25 protein-coding genes are annotated in these 21,594 nt (G+C 44.0%); 9 read left to right on the top strand and 16 right to left on the bottom strand.

The features are described 5' to 3' along the window. Positions 1 to 40 precede the first annotated feature (40 nt). On the bottom strand, positions 41 to 496 hold the full coding sequence (tnpA, locus tag U5K72_19250) for an IS200/IS605 family transposase (protein ID MDZ7720965.1): 456 nt from the start codon (positions 494 to 496) through the stop codon (positions 41 to 43). 741 nt (positions 497 to 1,237) lie between these two features. Between tnpA and U5K72_19255 the strand changes: the two genes are divergently transcribed. The 3 genes from U5K72_19255 (at position 1,238) to U5K72_19265 (ending at position 5,660) form a co-directional block, all read left to right on the top strand. Then, complete coding sequence (locus U5K72_19255) at positions 1,238 to 2,452, top strand: glycoside hydrolase family 3 N-terminal domain-containing protein (protein ID MDZ7720966.1); 1,215 nt, start codon at positions 1,238 to 1,240, stop codon at positions 2,450 to 2,452. A gap of 58 nt (positions 2,453 to 2,510) precedes the next feature. Beyond that, positions 2,511 to 3,512: a glycoside hydrolase family 3 C-terminal domain-containing protein gene (locus U5K72_19260; GenBank protein ID MDZ7720967.1), complete on the top strand. Its 1,002-nt coding sequence runs from the start codon at positions 2,511 to 2,513 to the stop codon at positions 3,510 to 3,512. A 360-nt stretch (positions 3,513 to 3,872) separates the two neighbouring features. Beyond that, positions 3,873 to 5,660: an ABC transporter ATP-binding protein gene (locus U5K72_19265; protein MDZ7720968.1), complete on the top strand. Its 1,788-nt coding sequence runs from the start codon at positions 3,873 to 3,875 to the stop codon at positions 5,658 to 5,660. 104 nt (positions 5,661 to 5,764) lie between these two features. On the opposite strand, the gene U5K72_19270 is transcribed toward U5K72_19265, so the two are convergent. From U5K72_19270 to U5K72_19340, 15 genes are all read right to left on the bottom strand, one after another. Continuing rightward, positions 5,765 to 6,433, bottom strand: a complete 669-nt coding sequence (locus tag U5K72_19270; GenBank protein MDZ7720969.1) for an SDR family NAD(P)-dependent oxidoreductase — start codon at positions 6,431 to 6,433, stop codon at positions 5,765 to 5,767. A 141-nt stretch (positions 6,434 to 6,574) separates the two neighbouring features. Further along, positions 6,575 to 6,736, bottom strand: coding sequence for a YqaE/Pmp3 family membrane protein (locus U5K72_19275; GenBank protein MDZ7720970.1), 162 nt, complete (start codon positions 6,734 to 6,736; stop codon positions 6,575 to 6,577). 136 nt (positions 6,737 to 6,872) lie between these two features. After that, entirely contained in the window at positions 6,873 to 7,451 is a 579-nt protein-coding gene (locus U5K72_19280) for a hypothetical protein (GenBank protein MDZ7720971.1), read from the bottom strand. Between the two features lie 499 nt (positions 7,452 to 7,950). After that, on the bottom strand, positions 7,951 to 8,256 hold the full coding sequence (locus U5K72_19285) for a hypothetical protein (GenBank protein ID MDZ7720972.1): 306 nt from the start codon (positions 8,254 to 8,256) through the stop codon (positions 7,951 to 7,953). A gap of 132 nt (positions 8,257 to 8,388) precedes the next feature. Further along, positions 8,389 to 8,958 (bottom strand): ATP-dependent Clp protease proteolytic subunit, encoded by a 570-nt coding sequence (locus U5K72_19290; GenBank protein ID MDZ7720973.1) that lies wholly within the window; start codon positions 8,956 to 8,958, stop codon positions 8,389 to 8,391. 364 nt (positions 8,959 to 9,322) lie between these two features. Continuing rightward, a complete protein-coding gene (locus U5K72_19295; protein ID MDZ7720974.1) occupies positions 9,323 to 9,961 on the bottom strand; it encodes a hypothetical protein in 639 nt (212 codons plus the stop codon). 47 nt (positions 9,962 to 10,008) lie between these two features. After that, a complete protein-coding gene (locus tag U5K72_19300; GenBank protein ID MDZ7720975.1) occupies positions 10,009 to 10,824 on the bottom strand; it encodes an alpha/beta hydrolase in 816 nt (271 codons plus the stop codon). A gap of 463 nt (positions 10,825 to 11,287) precedes the next feature. After that, positions 11,288 to 11,572, bottom strand: a complete 285-nt coding sequence (locus U5K72_19305) for a VCBS repeat-containing protein (GenBank protein ID MDZ7720976.1) — start codon at positions 11,570 to 11,572, stop codon at positions 11,288 to 11,290. Next, positions 11,520 to 12,440 (bottom strand): VCBS repeat-containing protein, encoded by a 921-nt coding sequence (locus U5K72_19310; protein MDZ7720977.1) that lies wholly within the window; start codon positions 12,438 to 12,440, stop codon positions 11,520 to 11,522. The genes U5K72_19305 and U5K72_19310 overlap by 53 nt, the downstream gene beginning before the upstream one ends. A 391-nt stretch (positions 12,441 to 12,831) precedes the next feature. Beyond that, complete coding sequence (locus tag U5K72_19315) at positions 12,832 to 14,418, bottom strand: tetratricopeptide repeat protein (protein MDZ7720978.1); 1,587 nt, start codon at positions 14,416 to 14,418, stop codon at positions 12,832 to 12,834. Continuing rightward, positions 14,390 to 14,938 (bottom strand): serine/threonine-protein kinase, encoded by a 549-nt coding sequence (locus tag U5K72_19320; GenBank protein MDZ7720979.1) that lies wholly within the window; start codon positions 14,936 to 14,938, stop codon positions 14,390 to 14,392. The genes U5K72_19315 and U5K72_19320 overlap by 29 nt, the downstream gene beginning before the upstream one ends. Then, a complete protein-coding gene (locus U5K72_19325) occupies positions 14,877 to 15,236 on the bottom strand; it encodes a protein kinase (GenBank protein MDZ7720980.1) in 360 nt (119 codons plus the stop codon). The genes U5K72_19320 and U5K72_19325 overlap by 62 nt, the downstream gene beginning before the upstream one ends. Beyond that, positions 15,187 to 15,372: a hypothetical protein gene (locus U5K72_19330; GenBank protein ID MDZ7720981.1), complete on the bottom strand. Its 186-nt coding sequence runs from the start codon at positions 15,370 to 15,372 to the stop codon at positions 15,187 to 15,189. Before U5K72_19330 ends, U5K72_19325 begins: the two co-directional genes overlap by 50 nt. Before the next feature lie 538 nt (positions 15,373 to 15,910). Continuing rightward, positions 15,911 to 16,354, bottom strand: coding sequence for a four helix bundle protein (locus tag U5K72_19335; protein MDZ7720982.1), 444 nt, complete (start codon positions 16,352 to 16,354; stop codon positions 15,911 to 15,913). 821 nt (positions 16,355 to 17,175) lie between these two features. Next, the gene (locus tag U5K72_19340; protein MDZ7720983.1) at positions 17,176 to 17,787 is read right to left on the bottom strand and encodes a hypothetical protein; all 612 of its coding nucleotides are present in this window, start codon (positions 17,785 to 17,787) and stop codon (positions 17,176 to 17,178) included. Positions 17,788 to 17,830: 43 nt separating this feature from the next. Here U5K72_19340 and U5K72_19345 point away from each other — a divergent pair, with 43 nt between their 5' ends. From U5K72_19345 to U5K72_19370, 6 genes are all read left to right on the top strand, one after another. Beyond that, positions 17,831 to 18,595, top strand: a complete 765-nt coding sequence (locus U5K72_19345; GenBank protein ID MDZ7720984.1) for a hypothetical protein — start codon at positions 17,831 to 17,833, stop codon at positions 18,593 to 18,595. Then, entirely contained in the window at positions 18,592 to 18,984 is a 393-nt protein-coding gene (locus tag U5K72_19350; protein MDZ7720985.1) for a hypothetical protein, read from the top strand. The genes U5K72_19345 and U5K72_19350 overlap by 4 nt, the downstream gene beginning before the upstream one ends. Before the next feature lie 297 nt (positions 18,985 to 19,281). Next, positions 19,282 to 19,995: a hypothetical protein gene (locus U5K72_19355; GenBank protein ID MDZ7720986.1), complete on the top strand. Its 714-nt coding sequence runs from the start codon at positions 19,282 to 19,284 to the stop codon at positions 19,993 to 19,995. Between the two features lie 206 nt (positions 19,996 to 20,201). Then, positions 20,202 to 20,717 carry a hypothetical protein gene (locus U5K72_19360; protein MDZ7720987.1) on the top strand — a complete coding sequence of 172 codons (516 nt, stop codon included), beginning with the start codon at positions 20,202 to 20,204 and terminating at the stop codon, positions 20,715 to 20,717. Positions 20,718 to 20,942: 225 nt separating this feature from the next. Beyond that, complete coding sequence (locus tag U5K72_19365) at positions 20,943 to 21,206, top strand: type II toxin-antitoxin system RelB/DinJ family antitoxin (protein ID MDZ7720988.1); 264 nt, start codon at positions 20,943 to 20,945, stop codon at positions 21,204 to 21,206. Further along, complete coding sequence (locus U5K72_19370) at positions 21,206 to 21,475, top strand: type II toxin-antitoxin system YafQ family toxin (GenBank protein ID MDZ7720989.1); 270 nt, start codon at positions 21,206 to 21,208, stop codon at positions 21,473 to 21,475. Before U5K72_19365 ends, U5K72_19370 begins: the two co-directional genes overlap by 1 nt. Positions 21,476 to 21,594 lie beyond the last annotated feature (119 nt).

Raw genomic sequence — 21,594 nt, forward strand, 5'->3', positions numbered from 1 at the left:
TGTCTCACGGGTAACTAAAATAGATACGGTTCACATTGATTCACCCCCACACATATTTCTCATCCCAGGAAACACCGTATTTCTCCAAAAACATTCTGTATTCCTCTTTAAATGTCATCTTTTCGTGATGTTTTTTCTGATTCTTGATATAGTCTTTCAGCCGATTTACTCCCGAACGGCCAATACTAAATGCCCCATAGCCCGACTGCCAATTGAATTGCCGCCGCTCCGGGTAAAAACAATCATTGATCCATTTGGATGAATTTCCTTTGATTGTCTGGATCGTCTTGGCCACGGATATAGTTGGTGACAGGGAGACCAACACATGCAGATGGTCAGCCATCCCCCCGACAGCAAGTACCGGATATCCCTTTTCGCGTCCGATACCTGTGATGTATTTATACAATCGCTGTTCAAATTCAGGTTGTATGAGCGGATAATGATGTTTAGTGCTGAAGATATAATGGATATAGAGTTGAGTATAGGTGTTCGCCATGATGAATCGGTTTGAATTTTGTTAGTTGATTGTTACTTGTATGAACCGATTGGATGGCATTCCTTACAAAATTTATACATATAAAATTGTGGGAGCCAGTAGTGATATGGTAAATGATAGATAGATTATAGAGTAGGGTATCGTCCCTGACGGGACTTTTTTACTGGATGCCCCGGCACATACCCCCGGTTGAAACCGAGGGCTACTGCCTGTCGTCCCGCATGGCGGGACTTGTGCTAAGATATGGATTCATGTTTGTTGCATAATTTTCTAATTAATGAATGTCTATTGATTCACAATGTCATTTCGAATAATTGATAGCCAGAGAGGTAGATTGATAACTCCAGATTCAGACGAAATCCCAATCCCGCTATGTGGGATGACACAGAGTAGGTCCCAACTTCAGTTGGGGTTAGATGCCAAACTACCACTACCACGTACGAAGTCCCGTCAGGGACGATACCCAGTACTCGTGAAGTTGACTTTGTACAAAATCGATCTGTTAAAAAATCCACTTTGAAGTGTATTTCTATTCATTGTTCACGCATAATTGTATTCATATCTGGCGATTTCCCAATACGATCAGATTTTTAAGGTTTGAGAAAGCGCAAAATAAAAAATTTGTTCAAAGAAGAGAGTTATTTTTATACATTGTAACAATGACAAAATAACCATTACAATCCGCTAAGTATGAGTCTCTTGCCAAAATTCAGAGCAGTATCTTTTATTTTTTCTTTCTTAATGATTTCTACGATCCTCTCCTGCAACGAATATGGAGAACAAACGGTTGAACAAATCGGTGATATTGAATTTATCCATCACTCCAACGGCCCCACCATCGGATACTCTCTTAATTCAGGAGTTGAAATTTTACAATTAGATGGAGCGGCATTTAAAGATTTGAACAAGAATGGAGAATTAGATCCGTACGAAGACTGGCGGCTTTCGGCTGATGAACGTGCTGAAGATCTGGCTTCACAAATGTCCGTTGAGCAGATTGCCGGGCTCATGTTGTACAGTGCGCATCAATCCATCCCAGCCGGCGAAGGAGGCTTTCGAGCAGGGACTTATAACGGGTCTCCACTGAGTGAAAGTGATGCCGAACCCTCAGATCTGACCGATCAGCAAAAGCAGTTTCTCGAAGAAGACAACCTACGGCACGTACTCATCACGACGGTTGAGAGTCCCGCCGTTGCGGCTCAATGGAATAACAATGCGCAGGCGTTTGCAGAGGGACTCGGTCTTGGAATTCCGATGAACACCAGCTCAGATCCGCGACACGAAACAGTCGCCGATGCAGAATTCAATGAAGGAGCCGGTGGCGACATCTCTATGTGGCCGGGATCGTTGGGATTAGCTGCTACATTTAATCCTGATGCAACGGAACAGTTCGCACGAATCGCCTCTCGTGAATACAGGGCGTTGGGAATCACAACCGCACTATCTCCGCAAATTGATATGGCGACCGATCCCCGTTGGATGAGAGTCAGCGGAACATTTGGAGAGGACTCCCAGCTTTCAGCGGATATGGCAAGGGCCTATGTTGACGGTTTTCAAAGCTCATCAGAAGAGGAAGAGATCTCCGGCGGCTGGGGATACGAAAGTGTGAATGCCATGGTAAAACACTGGCCCGGTGGCGGATCAGGCGAGGGCGGACGTGATGCTCATTACGGATTTGGTAAATACGCTGTGTATCCCGGGAATAATTTCGATGAGATGTTGATACCTTTTACTGAAGGAGCATTCAACCTGAAAGGCGAAACAGAAATGGCCTCGGCTGTAATGCCTTATTATACAATTTCAGTGGGTCAAAGTCCCGAAGGTGAGGATGTTGCCAATGCCTACAGCGATTACATTATCCAGGAACTCCTCCGTGATAAATATGGATTCGACGGTGTGGTTTGTACAGACTGGGGCGTTACAGGTGACCATAATGTGATGGATTCATTTCATTGATGGAAAGCCTTGGGGAGTTGAGGATCTGACGGTTGCGGAACGGCACTATCGCGTAATTATGGCCGGCGGAGATCAATTCGGTGGAAATAATGAGGCGGGTCCCGTTGTTGAGGCCTACGAAATTGGCGTTGATGAGCACGGTGAAGAGTTCATGCGTGCACGATTTGAGCGATCTGCAGTGAGACTTCTCAAGAATATTTTCCGGGTAGGATTGTTTGAAAATCCGTACCTGCAACCAGAGCAGTCCAGTGGAATAGTGGGTAATCCTGAATTCATGCAAGAAGGATATGAAACTCAGTTAAACTCAATTGTAATGCTTAAGAATAGAGGGAATGTTTTGCCTGTTGAGGATCAACTGACGGTTTACGTGCCCAACAGAACAAGGCCGGAAAGTTCGAATTTCATAGGCATGCCAATTCCCGCAACGGATGAACTTCCGGTGAGTGAAGAAATTCTAAATCAATATTACAATCTAACGGACAATCCGGACGAAGCGGACTTTGCTATCGCTTTTATTGAAAGCCCCAATTCTGGTCGCGGGTATGACAGTGAGGATGCAGAGTACGTACCGATTAGCCTGCAATATCGGCCATACACTGCAACCGAAGCCCGCGATCCAAGTTTAGCCGGCGGCGATCCTCTTGAAGATTCCGATAACCGATCCTACCGTGGACAAACCGTTGAAACAGTAAACGAATCGGACCTGGACAGCGTAATCGAAACACGCGAAGCGATGGGAGAGAAACCGGTGATTGTGGCTATCAACGTATCAAATCCAATGGTTTTTCATGAATTTGAAGAACTTGTCGATGGAATTGTTGTCCATTTTGGCGTTCAGGATCAGGCTTTGTTGGATGTAATTTCCGGCGATCACGAGCCCTCTGCACTGTTGCCGCTGCAAATGCCTGCGGATATGGCAACGGTTGAAAATCAGGCTGAAGATACACCCCACGATATGGAAACTCATGTTGATGCTGAAGGCCATAATTATGATTTCGGATTTGGTATGAATTGGGACGGTGTGATATCTGATGAGCGTGTAAACACCTATACAGATTGAAAAATCTCACTTTGATGGGGCGAAGGGGGATGATTTACTTACTACTTGTTCCGAAGGTCTCCTTCGGAACATTGCTTTTAGAAGCTCTGCTTCTGGTAAGAGAGCCATAAGGAGGGTTTAGTTCATGTCGTGTGGAGGGTTCGATGAATAGAAGCGGAGCTTCGGGGTGGCGTGCCGAAGGAGGACCTTCGGCACGAGTAAAAAGTAAGGGCAGGGGAATAGCCGAACTTGTTATACAATCATAGAATAAAACAATTCGAAAGTCATCGTATCACTTCTTACTTTCAATCCTGAATTATTTCGGGATCAGTCATCTGATGGCTTTTTTATATCCCATCTTTGTTCTAACTAACCACCATCATGAATAGTACAACGGATACGGCTAAACACCCTCTCGTTCAGCTTCTTTCTTATCTCAAACCCTTCCGCAAGAAGGTACGGCTGGCTACACTTTTTTCTGTTCTGAATAAACTTTTTGATCTGGCTCCGCCCATTTTAATTGGAGTGGCAGTGGATATTGTTGTGCAGGGAACAGAAAGTCTTCTTGGGCGATACGGTATTACCGAACCAACAGATCAACTTCTTTTTCTTGCCGCTGTTACTGCCGTAATATGGGTTTTGGAATCGGCATTTGAATATATGTTCAAAATCTACTGGAGAGATCTTGCTCAGTTTACGCAGGACAGTCTTCGAACGGATACCTACAGTCATCTCCAGGAACAGGAGATGGCCTATTTTGAAGATCGATCAACGGGAGATCTGATTGCTATTTTGAATGATGATGTAAACCAGCTTGAACGATTTCTCGATCACGGGGCAAATGATCTGATCCAGGTATTTATCACGGTGGTTGTGATCGGATCGATCTTCATCTTTTCGGCTCCGCAAATTGGCTGGATGGCGTTGGTCCCCATGCCGTTCATAATTTGGGGGTCTGTATGGTTTCAGAAGAAACTGGCACCAAAATATAGCAAAGTTCGTGATCAGGCGGGTGAGGTAAGCTCACAACTCGTGAATAATCTGGGCGGAATGACCACGATTAAAAGCTTTGGAGCACAGGATCACGAAAACCAGCGTATTGCCAATCTTTCCGATCAGTACAAAAAAGCCAATCAAGATGTCATTCGGCTCAGTTCTGCGTTTGTTCCATTGATCCGGATGCTGATTATGGCCGGTTTTATTGCCATACTGATATTTGCCGGTTTCCAAACCCTGGAAGGTCAGATGGAAGTAGGTTTGTACAGTGTGTTGATATTTGTAACGCAGCGACTACTTTGGCCGCTGACCCGGCTTGGGGAGACGTTTGATCTCTACCAACGGGCAATGGCAAGTACCAGGCGTATCATGGGATTATTGAATACCGAAGAAAAACTGCCGGATGGCTCGGTTTCCATCAAACCGGATGAAGTAGATGGAGAGTATAAATTCGAAAACGTAGATTTCAGATATAGAACCGGCGGACCTGTGTTGAAAAACCTGAATCTTACGATTGGAGCAGGTGACACAGTCGGGATTGTGGGAGCCACCGGCGCGGGTAAGAGCAGTATGGTAAAACTGCTGATGCGGTTTTATGATGTTACCGGTGGACAAATTTTACTGGATGGAAGAGATTTGAGAGAGTACAAGATCAACGATTTAGTGAAGTCTGCCGGATTGGTCAGCCAGGATGTATTTCTGTTTCACGGGAGTGTAATTGAAAATATCCGCTACGGTTCATTTGACGCCTCTGAAGAGGAGGTGAAACGAGCAGCAGAGATGGCGGAAGCTCACGATTTCATCATGGAATTGGATGAAGGATATGACACAATCGTGGGGGAGAGAGGACAAAAACTTTCCGGTGGTCAGCGTCAGCGAATTTCAATAGCGCGGGCTATTCTCAAAAATCCACCCATCTTAATTTTGGATGAAGCAACCTCCGCCGTAGACAACGAAACAGAAGCGGCCATACAGCGCTCACTCTTCAAAATATCCAAAGACCGAACGACGATCATCATCGCACATCGGCTCTCAACAGTTCGGCATGCGGATCATATCTTTGTACTTGAGAATGGAGAACTTGCCGAATCCGGAACGCACAATGAGTTAGTTGCGAAGGATGGAATTTATCATCAGCTCTGGAAGGTGCAATCCGGAGAGATTGTGGTATAACAGACATGGTATTTTTTCTTATCGGCATATTATTTCAAGCTGACACAAAAAGGTTTAATTGAGAAAAATTTATCATTGGCACTAAAAATACCATGTCTTTTCGGTTACGGCTGAAGTGGTCTGACTTGCACGTCCGTATAGTGAAAATTCTGCGGACATTTCAGCATGTGGACAATCGCACTGGCGAGGTCTTCAGGTAGTAATTTGTTCTTGTTTGAGGATGAAAACCCAGTATCCACAGAACCCGGAGAGATACAACTTACCTTCACGCCAAAATCTCTCAACTCATTGTGCAGAGATTCTGTAATTCCGTTGACAGCATATTTGGTTCCGCAGTAAGCGCTCATCTCAGGAATTCCATTCGTACCGGCACCTGACCCGATATTTATGATATGTCCCTCTTCTCGCTGCTTCATTCCGGGAATCACTCGTTTGGTGACATAGAAGATTCCATGCACGTTCAGATCAAACAGGTATCGCCACTGTTTGGATGGGGTATCCTCCATTCGTGCGTGATAGCCAACACCGGCATTATTTATCAGGATTGAGATATCTCCCAGTTTCTGGACGGTTCTTTGAAATGATTCTTCCACAGATTCCTCCTGGGTCAGATCTGTTTCAATATGATGAAAATTGTCGTGAGAGAAATCTTTTGGAGGCGTTCGGCTCCAGCAGGCAACGGTTACACCTTCATTGATGAGTGCTTTTGCTGTTGAGAGCCCAATTCCTTTGCTGGCTCCCGTTACAATGGCTGTTTTGTTTTGGATGTTCATAACAAGTTAGTTTTGTATTTAATTTTGGTTGAATGTGGATTGCGGAGTGAGGTATGTGGAAAAATAATCCCCAATCCTCATTCCATTGGAAAAAGATTAGTAATTCACATTAATAAAAACTGATATCTGCCAGCTAAAAAGTCAATCATTCTTCGCAATCACCCAAACGGCGTGAATAATTCCGGGCAGAAATCCTAAAATGGTCAGGAGAATGTTCAGCCAAAAAGCCGGTTTAATTCCAATTGTTAAAAATACTCCCAGGGGAGGGAGGATGATGGCGAAAATAATTCTGAGTATGCTCATGATTAATCTTAATTAAATTAACTGATAAAAAGTAACCTGTCAGAGTGCGATAGCTCCTGGCAGAGTTACGATCGTTTTCATCGAACTCTACGGGGACCATTCGGACTCTCGCAGGTTCGGGACTTTTGCTGAAAGCTTAAATCTTCTTGTACTCCTTCGTTTGATAATATTTCGGAATCGTATCAATCCGGACATGCAGCCAGAACACACCCAGTCCCGAGGTACTCAGCCATTTGGGTTTACTGCCAATTGCCTTCAGAGTTTCACGCCCGGTGATTCGCCAAAATTCATCAATTTGATCATCATCAGCATTTCGCACAAAAGTTCCAATATGTGTGTAACAATCATTTTTTTTCTGAGGGCAGGGAACGATCAACTCGGCATCATTACCAAGATTCGGAAAAGTGACGACCAATTGGCCTCTTTTAAAATACTGTTTGAAAGTTTGTGCATCAGGCGATCTGCCCGCTAAAAAATCACTGTTGAGGATGTTGCATTCGTAGTCATCTCCTAAATTATTATTGGTTATGGGCTTGTTCTCCCAGAAAAAAGCTTCATAATCTGAATCAGCCAGGAATCCATTGTAAAACTCCCGGAACGGTTGAGAATCCCGAAGTAATTCCAAAAAATATCGGTTAGATATTGGAGAACCATCTTCATGAATACCAAACTTCACATTCTGTTTTGATGAATCGATTACAGCAATATTCCACATCTGTTAACCTGTTAGATTGACGCACGTCATATTTATTAGTACAGCATATATCGATCAAAAATCATTTGTACCAGTTAAAAACTGAAAGAAGACCGTGACATGATTTTAAATTATCTATACTCTGTATTCTTTTTTGTGCAGATCTGATCAATGAAAACTCAATTTGCAATATTACGATCTGTCGAAATAATTGGTATAGATCAAAATAATTGCATTTCAGGATATTCTGATTATTCAACAATTATTCATCCGGGCAAATAAGCCGGCATCCGGAGAAACAGAGAACTGGTCACAACTGGCACTGGGCCTGAGGTATTACGATCGGTTTCATTTCATCAAAATATCGCAAAACCAATGAACAACCCTCTAAATCTCCCCTTGTTAGGGGAGACTTTTTCATTCGTTTTTATTAATCGAACTGAGGTTTATAAGTTTCTTTCATCAGTTATTCCAAAGAGAAAACAGCTTCAATTGCAGAAAAGCTCTACACTGAAAAAAATCAGAAATGTTTACCCTGGGTTAGCAGAACCAGGCTGTCGGACAGGGCGCTCAGGGAATGAGTGACTTCCGGATGGATATCAACCTCATCATACTGTTTAAGGCGGGTCTCTTTTTTATTTTGATGATACATCAAATCGCCGCTTAATACCAGCAGCTTGGTTGGTTGATGCGCCTCATGGTCTTTCAGCTTCATTCCTTTCTTAAAACCAAAGACCAATACTTTAAAATGATCACCTGTATGAAACGCTTTGGCTACAGGCTTTTCTGATGTTTCAAGTTGATCGAGAACATCTTTAATAACCATAAATCACTCCTTTTTTAATTTTGTACAATTAAGATTTAAAATACCAGGCTGTATAGTAGTTTCTATTGTATGTTTATGATATTACTAAATATAACAAACAAAAAGTGAGTGTATTTCATTTGTGAAATCAAGTCAGGAGATATCGGATACCTTTTCAATGATGGAGCCAACCAAACCATATTCCTTCGCTTCTTCGGCAGTCAGCCAGAAGTTGCGTTGCGTATCCTCTTCAATTTTTTCGAGGGGTTGTCCCGTGCCTTCGGCAAATATCTCATTGAGCCGCCGCCTCATTTTTACCATCTCTTCTGCTTCTATGGCAATGTCACTTCCGCTGCCGCGTACGCCACCCGACGGTTGATGCAGCAAAAATCGTGTGTTCGGCAGACAATATCGATCCTTCTTAGGAACAGATACGTAAATAAGAGCACCGGCGCTGGCTACCCATCCGCTGCCAACAATTCGTACTTGTGCGTCGATAAATCGAATAATGTCGTGAATTGAATCGCCCGATTCTACGTGCCCACCCTGGGAATGAATAAACAGGGTGATCGGCTCACTCGAAATTGAAGAGAGTGCAATCAGTTGGGAGGTAACTTCACCTACGAGTTTTTGTGTGATCTCTCCGTTGATCATTACAATTCTTGATTTAAAGAGCCGATCGGCTACTGTATGTTGAAGGGGTTGTCGCTTTTCAGATTCCATAATCAATACTTAAAATTAAAATTTAACTTAACATTCTAATAAATCTGCATATTGTAAAATATTGCGGTGCTTCAGTAAGCAGTTGGCAGTAGGCAATTGGCAATAAACACAGTTATTAACTTTTTTATCAACTGCTTGAGTCTTGCATAAATTACGTCCTGCTGGCGATACCGGTTAAAATTTAACTTAACATTCTAATAAATCTGCATATTGTAAAATATTGCGGTGCTTACTGTTCACGTACATCAATTTCTATTCCAAAAATACTTTTGTTAATACTCTCTCTGCGTTTGACCGGTCCACTCACAAGGCGGAATACTACATGCGAGGAATACCAATATCCGGGCACGGATTATTTTGTCAATCAACCCGGCAGGGAGGGAATCGAGTCAATCACACCAAAGTTTTCGAGGCCCATCCAAACGAGGAAGAGAATATAAAAGATAATCAGTGTGAAGGATTCTTTTCGGCCGAGAATCATATTGGTTCGCATGAAACTGAAAAGCATAAGTGTTCCAAATGTGAGGGCCCCCAACAAAGGAGCGGCAACTGAAAAGTTAATGACGGTTGCACCCGCTATAAGAATACCTATCGGAATGCAGACCAACAGGTCGAAAATATTACTGCCCAACACATTGGCAATAGAAGTGATGCCGTTCCCTTTTTGCGCTTTTTTAACACTTACAAAAAGATCCGGGATGCTGGTTCCGGCGGCTACAACCGAAATTCCCCAGAGAAAAGAGGGTGTGCCCAGGATCTCTCCGAACTGTATTGCCGATTGTACCAGCATTTCAACACCTGCTAAAATTACCAACAGGCTGCCTGCAAGAATACCCCATTGCTTAAGAGGGCGGATCGCCTCGGGTTCTACCTCCGGTTTGTAATCCATGGTATCTTGATACTGGATGAATATATAGAAGAGATATAAAACCAGGGGCATGAGAGCATCTGCTCCTTTCCAGTCGAGATCCACATGAGTCAGCCAGTTAGCGACCCGGACCAAAGGAAGGCCGTTTCCCGAGGTTGTTTAAATACCGATGACCACGATGATTACTCCTGACCTGCATCCAAGAAATGCTGGACCACGGGATTAATTAGCTCCGGTCGAGTTAGCGGGGCCATATGCCCACCATCGGGTATGGTATGGAAGGTCCAGTGTGGACAAGCCTTGGCAAAGAGCGCCACGATCTCTCGAATTGGAAGGCGTGTGGTCGCATCGCTCACCATGAGTGTGGGTGGGTTGAGGTTCTTGCAGTCCTCGATCGTGCTTTTCTCCTCCATGACTGCATCCCATTCGTAGAAATTCGGAGGTAGTGAGTCGGCGAAGGCAACTCGGCGTTTCTCCGTCATGCTGGCCCAAGCCCCATCACCCAACCAATAGTCTGCGAAGCGTTCAGCAACCTTTGGCCAATCGCCCAACGCACCGTAACACTTTACATGGTCTCGCAAATCCCGTGATTCCAGATACGCCTCAGTACAGCCGTTTTGCTTGAGCAGGTAGAAAGGGTTTGGCTCAAGAAGAATTAGCCTCCCGACACGGGAACCCAGAAGCGAGGCTGCTTTCAATGCAACAGAGCCACCAAAGGAATGTCCTACGAGATGGAGCGGCTCCTCTATACCTTCGCACAGCGCAAGAACCAGCTGAGCCTGAGCATATAGCGTCTGAGGTGCATTCCCGGGCCAGGGGGTAGTTTCCCCATAGCCGAATAAGTTGATTGCCAGAACTCGGTACCGGTCTTTCAGTGCCTCGGTCATGGCACGCCACTGTCGGTTCGAGCTCACAGAACTATGGATCAGGACGACCGGCGGACCTATTCCATCGCTGGTATAATCAATGGAAAGAGATCTCTTCGAGAGAACAGGCATAAAATCCTCCTAATTTGCGTTAAAAAGCTTATAAAACGCCCAATACCCCGGCGTTTAAACGGGGCAGACGGATGGATTAAGAACATGACGACGAATGAACTAAAAAGCAAGGATACAATAAACAGCAACGAAACGGCCAGACCTGTTCACCTTGAATCCAAGCGTGTAGCGAGAGCAGTACAAAGAACATCACCAGGTACCGGATTGTCTTGCGGTTCTCCGACCCCCTGGATGCGCCCGAATTCCCGAAGTAGTGGCATGGTTTTCATTAGGTAATTGTCCGGTCGCTTCGCAGGAATAAACAAGCCGAAATATTGAATGTTCGGTTTCTTGATGGCCCTTGCCAGGCACCTTAAACAGAATGTTATAACTGGCCCTTTAGCAGGTTTCGGCTTTTTCGATGTGTTCCAGTTTAGTATAGATGCGGTCAATCGCTCCATTGCTGCAGGCCAGTTCGGGGTGTTCACAAGTCGTTATCCTCCCGGGCGAGGCCGATGTAGAACCGGCTGTTCTGCTTCTCATTGGTCCAGAGGACATCCTGGAGGCCGTCGCCGTTAAAATCGCCAGTAATGAAGGCGAACAGCGACCATTCGTCCTGTGGGAGCGTTTGGTCATCGCGCGAGAAGTCGAACGTACCGTCTTGATTGCCGAGGCGCACACGAACCGTGAAACTTGCCAAATCGAAGGCCACGAGGTCACTCCGCCCCTCGCCGGAGACATCGGCCAGACGTATTTCCGAGGATTCCACCAGGCGTTTGCAGCTTCACAAACGGTTCGACAGTGAACGACCCGTTGCCGTCCGACAGCACACGATGCGCGGGAATCGGATTCCGGTCCAGGTGGACGAACAGAAGATCCGTGCCGTTCTTCCCGTCGATATCGCCGGTGAGCGTCGTGTAGCCCGACCAGTTGCTCGGGGAGCGCCTGTCAAACCGAAGTGTGAAGTACTTATCGTCCCCCGGATCCGTGTTGGGCTGCAGGAGCGATTCGCCCACGTACCATTTGTTGCGTTCGGTTCCCAAGGCCGACCAGATCATGTCGGCTTTGTTGTCGTTCGTCACGTCGCCTACGAAAGCCTGGTAGGGAAACCACGTGCTGCCCTGATTCTGGCTCGTCGTAGGTAGCATAAACGTGCCGTCGCCATTGGAGAAGCCGACGAAGGTGCGGTTTCGGCCACCGAGGAGGTTCCAGACGAGGTCGTCATCCCCGTCCCCGTCCATGTCGCCGACGATGGTGCGGTATTCGTCCCAGCCGCCGCCTGCCGTCGGCGTGTCCGGATGGGTCACGCCGTCGAGAAACTCAAGCGAGCGGCCATTAGCGCGTGCGACGTATGTGATGTTTGTAATGTTATCGTCATTCGCATTCCCGACCCGACTCCAGATCAGCTCGTAGCTGCCGTCATTGTCCAGATCGGCCGTCACAAAGTCGGCGGTCGCCCATCCTCCTTCCGGCGAGGCGGGGTGCGTGCTCGCCTGTGGAGCCGTAAACGTGCCGTCGCCATTGGAAAAGGCGATAGCGATCTCATTTGCCGCCTGTCGGTGATTGAAAATGATATCGTCATTGCCGTCGCCGTCTACATCGGCGGTTGTCGTGGAAAAGGGCGTCGAGATCGGGATGGAGAGGCTCCGCGGCGTTCCACAGGTCGAACGTGCCGGGCGTGTTCACATTTGAGCAGGATCCTCAAAACAGATGTGCTGTTATCTGAGACATGAAAATAAAATAGTAGAACAAAGGTACAAATGACAGCAATGCTGGTTAGGTGAGAGGAGCGTGTCGGGCTATGTATTAGTTGAGTTGACATGGTATCATTGATTTATGGTTTATCTCCAAATAGAGTGGGGGCTCTGTTACTACACGCGCAAAGAAGGGCGGAGAGTGGCGAAAGTCTTTTGTAAAAAATCTACTTGAGCCTGGATAGCAAATAAATTCAAGACAGTCGACGCCTTTGCAGGAGTAATTAAGATCTGATTTCATAATGTTCCAATAGAATAAACTTCTGAAATAGTGTTAATCGTTATCGAAAGCCTCTGAACTTGCCATCCTGCCCGTCGTCCTCATACAAAACTCATTAAACCGCTCGCGGGCGTTTTCTGTCTCAAAGTGGTCCTCACCCAATACTTCTGTTAGAATCTTGTATCCTTTTAGATAGCTCTGTTCGGCTTTGTCCATTTGCTTCATATATTTATAAACATTGCCTATCGCTTCGTAGCTGTAGGCTGTTTCGGGATGGAGTTCTCCGTACACGTCCAGTTCAATATCCAGCGCTCTGTTGTAGTATTCCAGTGCCTCTTGGTATCGCTCCATGTCACTGAAGGTGGTCGCCATATTAGCGTAAGATTGGGCGACTTCAGGGTGCCTGTCCCCATAGATTTCAATCCGGCGGTCCAGTGCTTTTTGGTGGAAGTCGAGAGCCGTTTCATAATCCCCGACGTTACTTCGTGTATTACCAATATTATTATAAAAGACCGGAATGGCCGGATGGTCCTCTCCATACGTATCAAGATAGATTTGGAGAACCTGTTTGGTAAGTTCTTCCGACTCCTCATACTTACTTTGATCGAAGAGTAAATTGGAGTAATAACTCATGGCCACTGCAGTTTGCGGATGATCTTCCCCACGGACCCTTTTTGCTACCTCAATGCTCTCCACCAGGTACTCTTCTCCCTCATTCGAATTTCCCTGGAGGTGCAGGGCATATCCAAGATTACTCAGGTAGTTGATTGACCGTACATGATCGGGTTCCAGGCTGTTTTGAATATACTCGAGAGCGGTTCTGTAATTTTTAGCTGCTGTGTCATAGTCACCCCTTCGTTCATAAATCTTTCCAAGGCTATTGATGAGTGACGCAGTTTCTAAAGCTGCTTCATCATCCGTACTGCGTTCGTATATCGATAGAGCTTCCTTATAGAACTTTTCTGCCTGGTCTGTTTTTCCCAGCCTCAACTTTATAAAGCCCAGATGCTGCAGGGTTGAACCGATCTCGGGACTTCCCGGATCAAGATTCTGCCGACGAATTTGCAGAGCAAGGGTCATCAGAGAGTCTGCTTCTTCAAGCCTGCCATCCTGCATATAAATACTTCCGATATTATGGTGGCTTTTCCCAATTTCGATATGATTCTCATTATAGAGTGTACGTTTAATTTCCAGCGATTTTTTGTACAATTCTCTGCTTTTTCTGTGTCCCATAAACTGACGTAAGCATCTCCCGAGAACATCATACATACGTGCAAGGACTTCGGGTGATCCTTGCAGATCTTCCCCGACCTGCCTGGTGCCTTGTTCCAGCATCGCAAATGCTGTGAGTGTATCGCCCTGGGAAACGGCTGGATCTGCAACCTCGAATAATCCCTGCAAAAATCCGGCAACCTGTTCCGAAGTTTGCGGCTTCTCGCCAGCATGTTCTGTCTCTTTCCAGTTCATTCGCGTAGAGCAAAACCACGATCGCGAGGGAGATGACGGCAAAAATCCCATAAAAGAGGAAGCACGATTTCTCTTCATCCATTTACTGAAACGATATGCCGGTCTTTCCGAGTAGGTGGGGACCGGCCGATTGTTCAGCCACGCTTCAATCTCCTCTGCCAAAATCAGATACATTCTCAAATCGCTGAGCAGGATCGGTACTCATCGATTTCTTACAAATTGCTGCAAGTTCTTTGTTGACTGGTTTCGGGTGACAATTTTCTGAGCGGAACTCCTCTTTCGGATGACAGCCAGAAATCAATTGATACAATATCACCCCAAGACTATAGATATCCGATCCTGTGGATGTGTAGTCTCCTTTAACCTGCTCTGGCGATGCATAGGCGCGGGTCATCGCTTTGCTGCTTGCATGTTCCGAATCCGATTCATCCATAATTTGGGAAATACCAAAATCCAGGAGCTTAACGAATAGCTTATCATCCTCACCGGTGACCAAAATATTACCGGGTTTCAAATCCCGGTGAACGATAAGGTTTTTATGAGCGTATTGAACGGCTTCTATAACGTCCAGAAAAAGGCGTAACCTTTTTTCAATGGAAAGGTCGAGTCTATTACAGTAGGCGAGAAGATCTTCACCCTCCACATATTCCATCGCAAACCAGGGGTGATTGTCGTCCGTTAGTCCGCCGTCCACCAACCTTGAAAATATTGGGATGTTGAAGACGTGCGAGAATATTTCGTTCTGTTTCAAACCGGTGAACCTCAGTTTCCGATCTCATTCCAAATTTAATGAGTTTGAGCGCAACGGTTTGTTCAAATCCACCTGTCACACGATGCGCCAGATAGACATTTCCCATTCCGCCGGATCCGATCTTCTTCTCAATTTGAAACGGGCCGATTTGCGACCTTTTGCGTTCTGCAAGCTCAGAAAGATCAATCTTGTCAATGGCAAATCCATCGATGAGAGAGGTTTGTTCCGGAATCCGCTGCAAGGAGTGACATTAACTCTTCAAACAAAAGAGGATCCTCGGTTTTTACGGACTCAAGGCGGTCAGATCGTGTATCCTGGTCTAAATCAACAATCTCCTTGAAGAGTGCCTGGACGCGGTTCCATTGTTCTGGGTTCATGGAATAAGGTTATGGGTTTTTTTTAAAAATCAAAATATCGGCTTCCCCTCTTGAGAGGGGATTGAGGGGTGTGTTAAAACCGGAATCAATTGTGAAAGTATGTATAATCGAGCAGTGTTGGACACACCCCGAGTTCATTCGCTAAACGCTCATTCCACTTCGCCGCTACCCGAAAAACTGGTACTGGCAGAGGGGAGTTATTCGTTCTGATTTCTATACGCGCAACAAAAGCTTGAACTGGTGATAACTATCGAGCAAGTAGTATCATACATCCGAAAATCCAAAAATCGGAAATCACTAAATCAATCCTCCCACTTGTTTAAGTCCCAATATTGATTTAATGATTTTTGATTTAGCGATGTAAAGATTTTAGATCTTTTGGGTTACTGCGATTACTTGCTGTTTCAAGACTTTTGTAAAAGATAGATACCAGTTCATCGCATTCTGTTATCACTGTATATTATGTATCAAATTTGCCAGCAAGCTTACAGTTTTTTTTAAAATAGATCGCACATCCGAAATCCAAAATCGGAAATCACTAAATCAATCCGCTGCCTTTCTTTAAGTTCCCAACATTTGATTTAATGATTTTTGATTTAGCGATGTAAAGATTTTTGATCTTTTGGCTTTTACGATTACTCGCGGTTTCAACACTTTTGTAAAAGATAGATACCAGTTCATCGCATTCTGCGATCACTTTATGTATGGATGAGTCAGAATGATATGAGTTAGATCGTTTAATTATTTTTAAGCAATTCAGTGACTCTCTGAGTTCTTTGAGAACCACACTCATCTTGTGGACAAAATCTTTCGTAGATTCAGCTCCCTGAGTTTCCCCGTAGTTTAAGGCTGGTGAAGTACAGGATCTGACCAACTGTCCCGCAAGATGATTTGCGAATTTATTATTCGGCATTTTGTTAATGATTTCAGCTGTTATAACTGCAAAATTTATGAGTCGTTCTTCAAGTATTTTCCGGTTCATAATCTCCTGTATTTTTTGTTTGTGTGTATATACGTATGAACCAAAAACGACGACATGCTTACAGTTTTTTTAAAAAAATCGCACATCCAAAATCGAAAATCTCAAAATCCCTAAATCAATCCGCTGCCTTTCTTTAAGTCTTCAACATTTGATTTAATGATTTTTGATTTAGCGATGTAAAGATTTTAGATCTTTTGGGCTTATCCGATTCCCGCTTCAGCCAGGCCTCACACACTTTTGTACAAAGCATAGGATGCCAGTTCATCGCATATCTGCGATCACTTTATGTTATGGAAGTCGCCAAAAACGGTACTGTACGTTTAGCTTGTTGCTCATTCATGGTTTCCAGCATCTTCAGCAGTCTATCTAAGTCCAATATTCAGAAGCTACGCTCACAAGTGAGCCATACCATCTTCAAACGTGACAGCTGTTCATTTCCACCTAGCTTTTTAGCATTTTGATTTACGCGATCTCACGAAAATTCGTCTCATCGCAAGTGCAGCAACGGCAATTAAATGAGTACGATTTTATTAATAATTGCGCTTTATTCCTGGTCAATCATTTCTAAGTATGCTTCGTGTACAAGAGCAGTGGTTTGCAGTATCGTATGTCCGGCTTTTTCACTTCGCATATTGCGTATGCGCTTCATCAACGCACAGTGGTTAGTAAACCAATGGATAAATCGCACATCCAAAATCGAAAATCTCAAAATCGCTAAATCAATCCGCTGCCTTTCTTTAAGTCCTCAACATTTGATTTAACGATTTTCGATTTAGCGATGTAAAGATTTTGGATCAGCTTTGAGGAGTATTAAAACCGGGCTAATCAGTAGATTGCGAATAGAGGTAGATGGTTCGGTGAATGGTTTGATTATACTGCACGTGAACCCGTAAATTTTTCTCGGGAAATTCTACGCGGCCAATTGTTTCAGCCTTATATGGCAAAAGTTGTTCGTGAAGTTTGTAGTGAAACGTGGTTTTTGAAAAGGAGGGAGGCACTTCAACGGTAAATCGTTTACGGGTAAATGTGCTGTCTATGCGGATGCTTTGGGTTCTGACCTGGCCGCCGGAGATATCAAATTCATGAAACGATTCGGTAATCAGGGAGTCAAGTTTTTGGGGAGATTCCAGTTGGTAAACCGGCGTGGATTCCGAGATATATAAAAGGTAGATAGATAACGCACACGAGATCACTAACAGGAGAACAATCATTCCTCTTTTTCTTATTGACGACATATCACTCAACAAACCCAATTGTTCGTATTCCTTCTGATTTCTGCGTTTGTACAATCCCGCAGGGGCTTGTACTTTTAAAAATCCTCCTTCGAAGGGGGAAAGAATCAACAAAGTTGATTCAGGGGGATGACCTTCTGTCACATTCTGTAATCCCGAAACTTCGGGTGGGGTGTTATCATCCCCCTGCGCCCCCTTCAAAAGGGAGATTTTTCGACCACAAGTTAACAATAGATTTACTCTGATGGGATATCGCTTTGAGAAGATTACCGAAAAAAAGGAGATTGACCTCTTTCACTCCTTTCCATTTAAAATTTACAAGAATGAGCCAAACTGGATTCCTCCATTCCGCTTTGAGATCGAGAATATTTTTGATCCCGAAAAAAATTCATTTTTTGAGCAAGGAGAGTGCGAGCGCTTTTTAATGTATGATGAAGATCAGCTTGTGGCCCGTTTTGCTGTGATGAATCATGAGGAGCGTGACGCCGCTTTTGAGCCGAAAATGGGCGGGCTTGGATTTGTGGAGCTGATAAACGATCAGTCTGTTGCCGATGGAATGATCGCTTTTGCAAAAAAATGGCATTCCGACAGAGGATATAAAGCATTTCGGGGACCCATTAATTTTGGGGAAAACATCAACTTCTGGGGATTACTGGTGGAGAATTTCGAGGAATCGCCCATCTATGGAATGTTTTATCATGCTCCGTACTACAAGCAGCTGTTTGAAAACACCGGCGCTGAAAAGCTGGACGACCACTGGAGCTACAAACGAGAATTTGATAAACCGCTGCCCGGGAGGCTGATACGGATTACAGACCGAATTGAAAGTCGCCCGAATGTGAGCCTGCGTCCCATTGACATGAACAACCTGGAGCGGGATGCAGAATATATTCGGGGAATCTACAACCAGGCATGGCGCGACCAGGATATTGCCGAGAGAGAAGAACAGTTTAACGAACTGGGCCGGAAGAGATCCGGGAGATGGTGCAAAAGCTCAAAAAAATCATGATTCCGGATAGTGTCATTATTACGTTTGTAGGGGATGAGCCGGCATCATTCGTTGTTTGTGTACCCGATCTGAATGAGATCTCTGCCGAAACCAGGGGACGCCTGCGATGGTGGCACTACCCAAAACTGATGCGTTTCAAAAAGCGGGCTAAACATCTTCGAACCACCGTTTACGGAACTCTGCCCAAATACCGAAAAATGGGACTCGAAGCCCTCACCTTTGTCCGCGGAATTCAAATGACCAAAGCTGCCGCACCCACGCTTGAATATTTAGAGGGAACCTGGGTGAGCGAAAAAAACTGGCTGATGCAGCGGAGTCTGGAGGCGTTGGGATGCTATCATCATAAAACACACCGGACATATCGGTGGGAAGTTGGGGACAGAAATTAGAAAGCCAAACCTGCCGCAAGTGTTCAGCGCAGCGTCACTTGTGCCAGTTGGGCTTACAGAATGTCATTTGTCAATGCATCGGCCGATAATTTTTATCCAACCATGTTATGCAAATTTCAATTATTTCAAATTTGTATAACATTGAAGAAACAGGGCTATAATTGGTTTTTTGAGTGATTTGGAATATTATGAAGCGTATTCGAACGGATTGTCAAATCTGCTCGACTCATATGTTATAGGGCTTAGGAGGTGACAAAAATGCCATAAAAATTTAAATCATGCGATCTATTTCATCATTTGAGAAAATTACATTATCCATTCCTCGTAATCATTGTTTTTGCCTCAACCGATTTTGCGAAAGCCCAAATATCAGTAGAAGGTGGTTTTTCAGTTGGTTTTAATCGCCATACCTTCAGCGTTGAAGACAATAGTGGCATCCTACAACCTGGTATAGCATTGGCAGGAGCATATGGCTTCCCAGTACTTATCAAAAAAGATAAATGGGAATTGCACACAGGGTTCTACGGAAATGAATTATCCCATTCATTTTATTTTGATATTCCAAATGGTTCTACTTTGGGTCAACGCTCTTATAGTAATGGGATATCAAGTTTTAAAATACCATTTCATATTGGGCGCACTCTGCAATGGACAGATGTAACAAGCTTTTCTCCCCAAATTGGTTTTGCTTGGCTCACAAGTCGAAGAACTGGTGTAACGGGTTATTCCACGGGAAGAGTTTTTTATGGCAACTATGTAGAATATGAAACGGTTGATAGAGCTGTAAATAAAAATAAGTTCTTGGCAGAAGCTGGCATGGATATGAATTTTGCTATTTTCTGGGGTCTAAAACTTACAGTCGGTGCTCATTATTCATTAGGACTTCAAAAAATCGAAGAAGTTGATGTCACCTATGAAATTGATAACCAAACGTATGAAGGGACAATGATCTCAAGAGGTTCTGGCTGGAAGTTTAATTTAGGTTTAACTCTGCCATTATACCGGCAATAAAACCATAGAAATATAACCCGCGCATTAAGTGGGACGTGCCTCGCCGTTGGCTGCCGGTTTCGATTTGTTCAGTTTCCGTAGTACATTTTAAAACAAATTCAGCGTCATTTTGCACGCCCCTTATGATGTACAGTTAAGATTATCAAAATTGTCAGATACCTACGTAAAACTGGTCGATTTAAGAATTTATCTTTATCCGCATTATTATGAGAAATTCATCAAGTGTAATTTTAATCACCTTCGCAGTTTTCTTAACAAGTTGTTCTGTATTTGGAACCGATGATAAAAAAGCCGAAACACAATTTTCCGTAGAAAGCAATTTATTATCGAATCAGACTTTATACATAAATTTCACTGATGGTGATAACTCCAAAATTTTTTCAAATCAAGATTTCCAAACAAGGGAGAATCCTACTACTGGGGGATTAGCTACTCCTATTATAGAGACATCCACTGATGGAAAATTGACTGTAGAATTCCAGTTATTAGATTCTGAAACAGAACGAGAAATCTCCGACGGTGATTTTCAACTCGATTTAAAAGAAGATTGGCGATACTCATTTTATATTTTATTGGATTCCGCCGAGGCAGATCCTACAGAAGGATGCTTCGGGTGTGGAGGCTATTTTTCTTTTGGTTACTCAATTGACAACTCATCATCAGATGATTCATTATATGTAGTTTGGGGTGGCAATAGCATCAGTAATCCAGTAAAATATTAATTGGCAGTATAACCCGCGCATTAACTCGGACAGGCCTCGCTTTTTGCCGTTTCAAAATCTGTTGGCTTATAGAAATCCTTAGTTTTAATTACATTTCTAATCAAAAAGGCCAAGCCGGTTAAACGCCAGACCGTTATGCTTCCTTTCACATTTAACAACAATCGTCATTTTTTGCCGTTGTATTTGTAGCACATTTGAACTACATTAAAGAAAAACTTTATTGTCATGCCTACAAAATCAACAACCGTACGCGCTCGATTAGAACCTAAATTGAAGCAAGAAACCGAACTCATTTTTGAGGAACTCGGAATTAATACCACAGAAGCAATCCGTATTTTTTTTAAACAAGTAAAGCTTCAACGCGGACTTCCGTTTGAGATGAAGATTCCAAACGAAATAACCGAAGATGCCATCCTGGATGCCAAAGCACGAAAAGATGTTTCCTCTTTTGATAGTTCAGATGAACTTTTTGAAGATCTTGATATCTGATGAAGAAGATTCTTCGGACAAATCGTTTCAAGAAAGATGTCAAGAAGATGAAGAAACGGGGTAAGTCATTTGATGTATTTAAACAAGTAATCCAAAAGTTAGCTAATGATGAGCAGATCGAAGAACGGTTCCGTGATCATAAATTAAAAGGGGATTATGTAGGGACCAGAGAGTGTCATTTGGAACCAGATTGGTTGCTAATCTATGAGGATAATGAAACTGAACTTGTTTTAATTCGGACGGGGACACACTCCGACTTGTTCGGTTAAATAATCTTTCGGAAAGCATAACAAGGCGTTTCAAGCGGATTTTAACGTAGCGTGTCTTGCCACTTAAAAGTTTTAGTTCGTTATTGCCGTTGTTTAAAATCATCTTGTTAAAACCGCTT

The organism is Balneolaceae bacterium, assembly GCA_034521495.1.
GTDB lineage: Bacteria > Bacteroidota > Rhodothermia > Balneolales > Balneolaceae > Rhodohalobacter.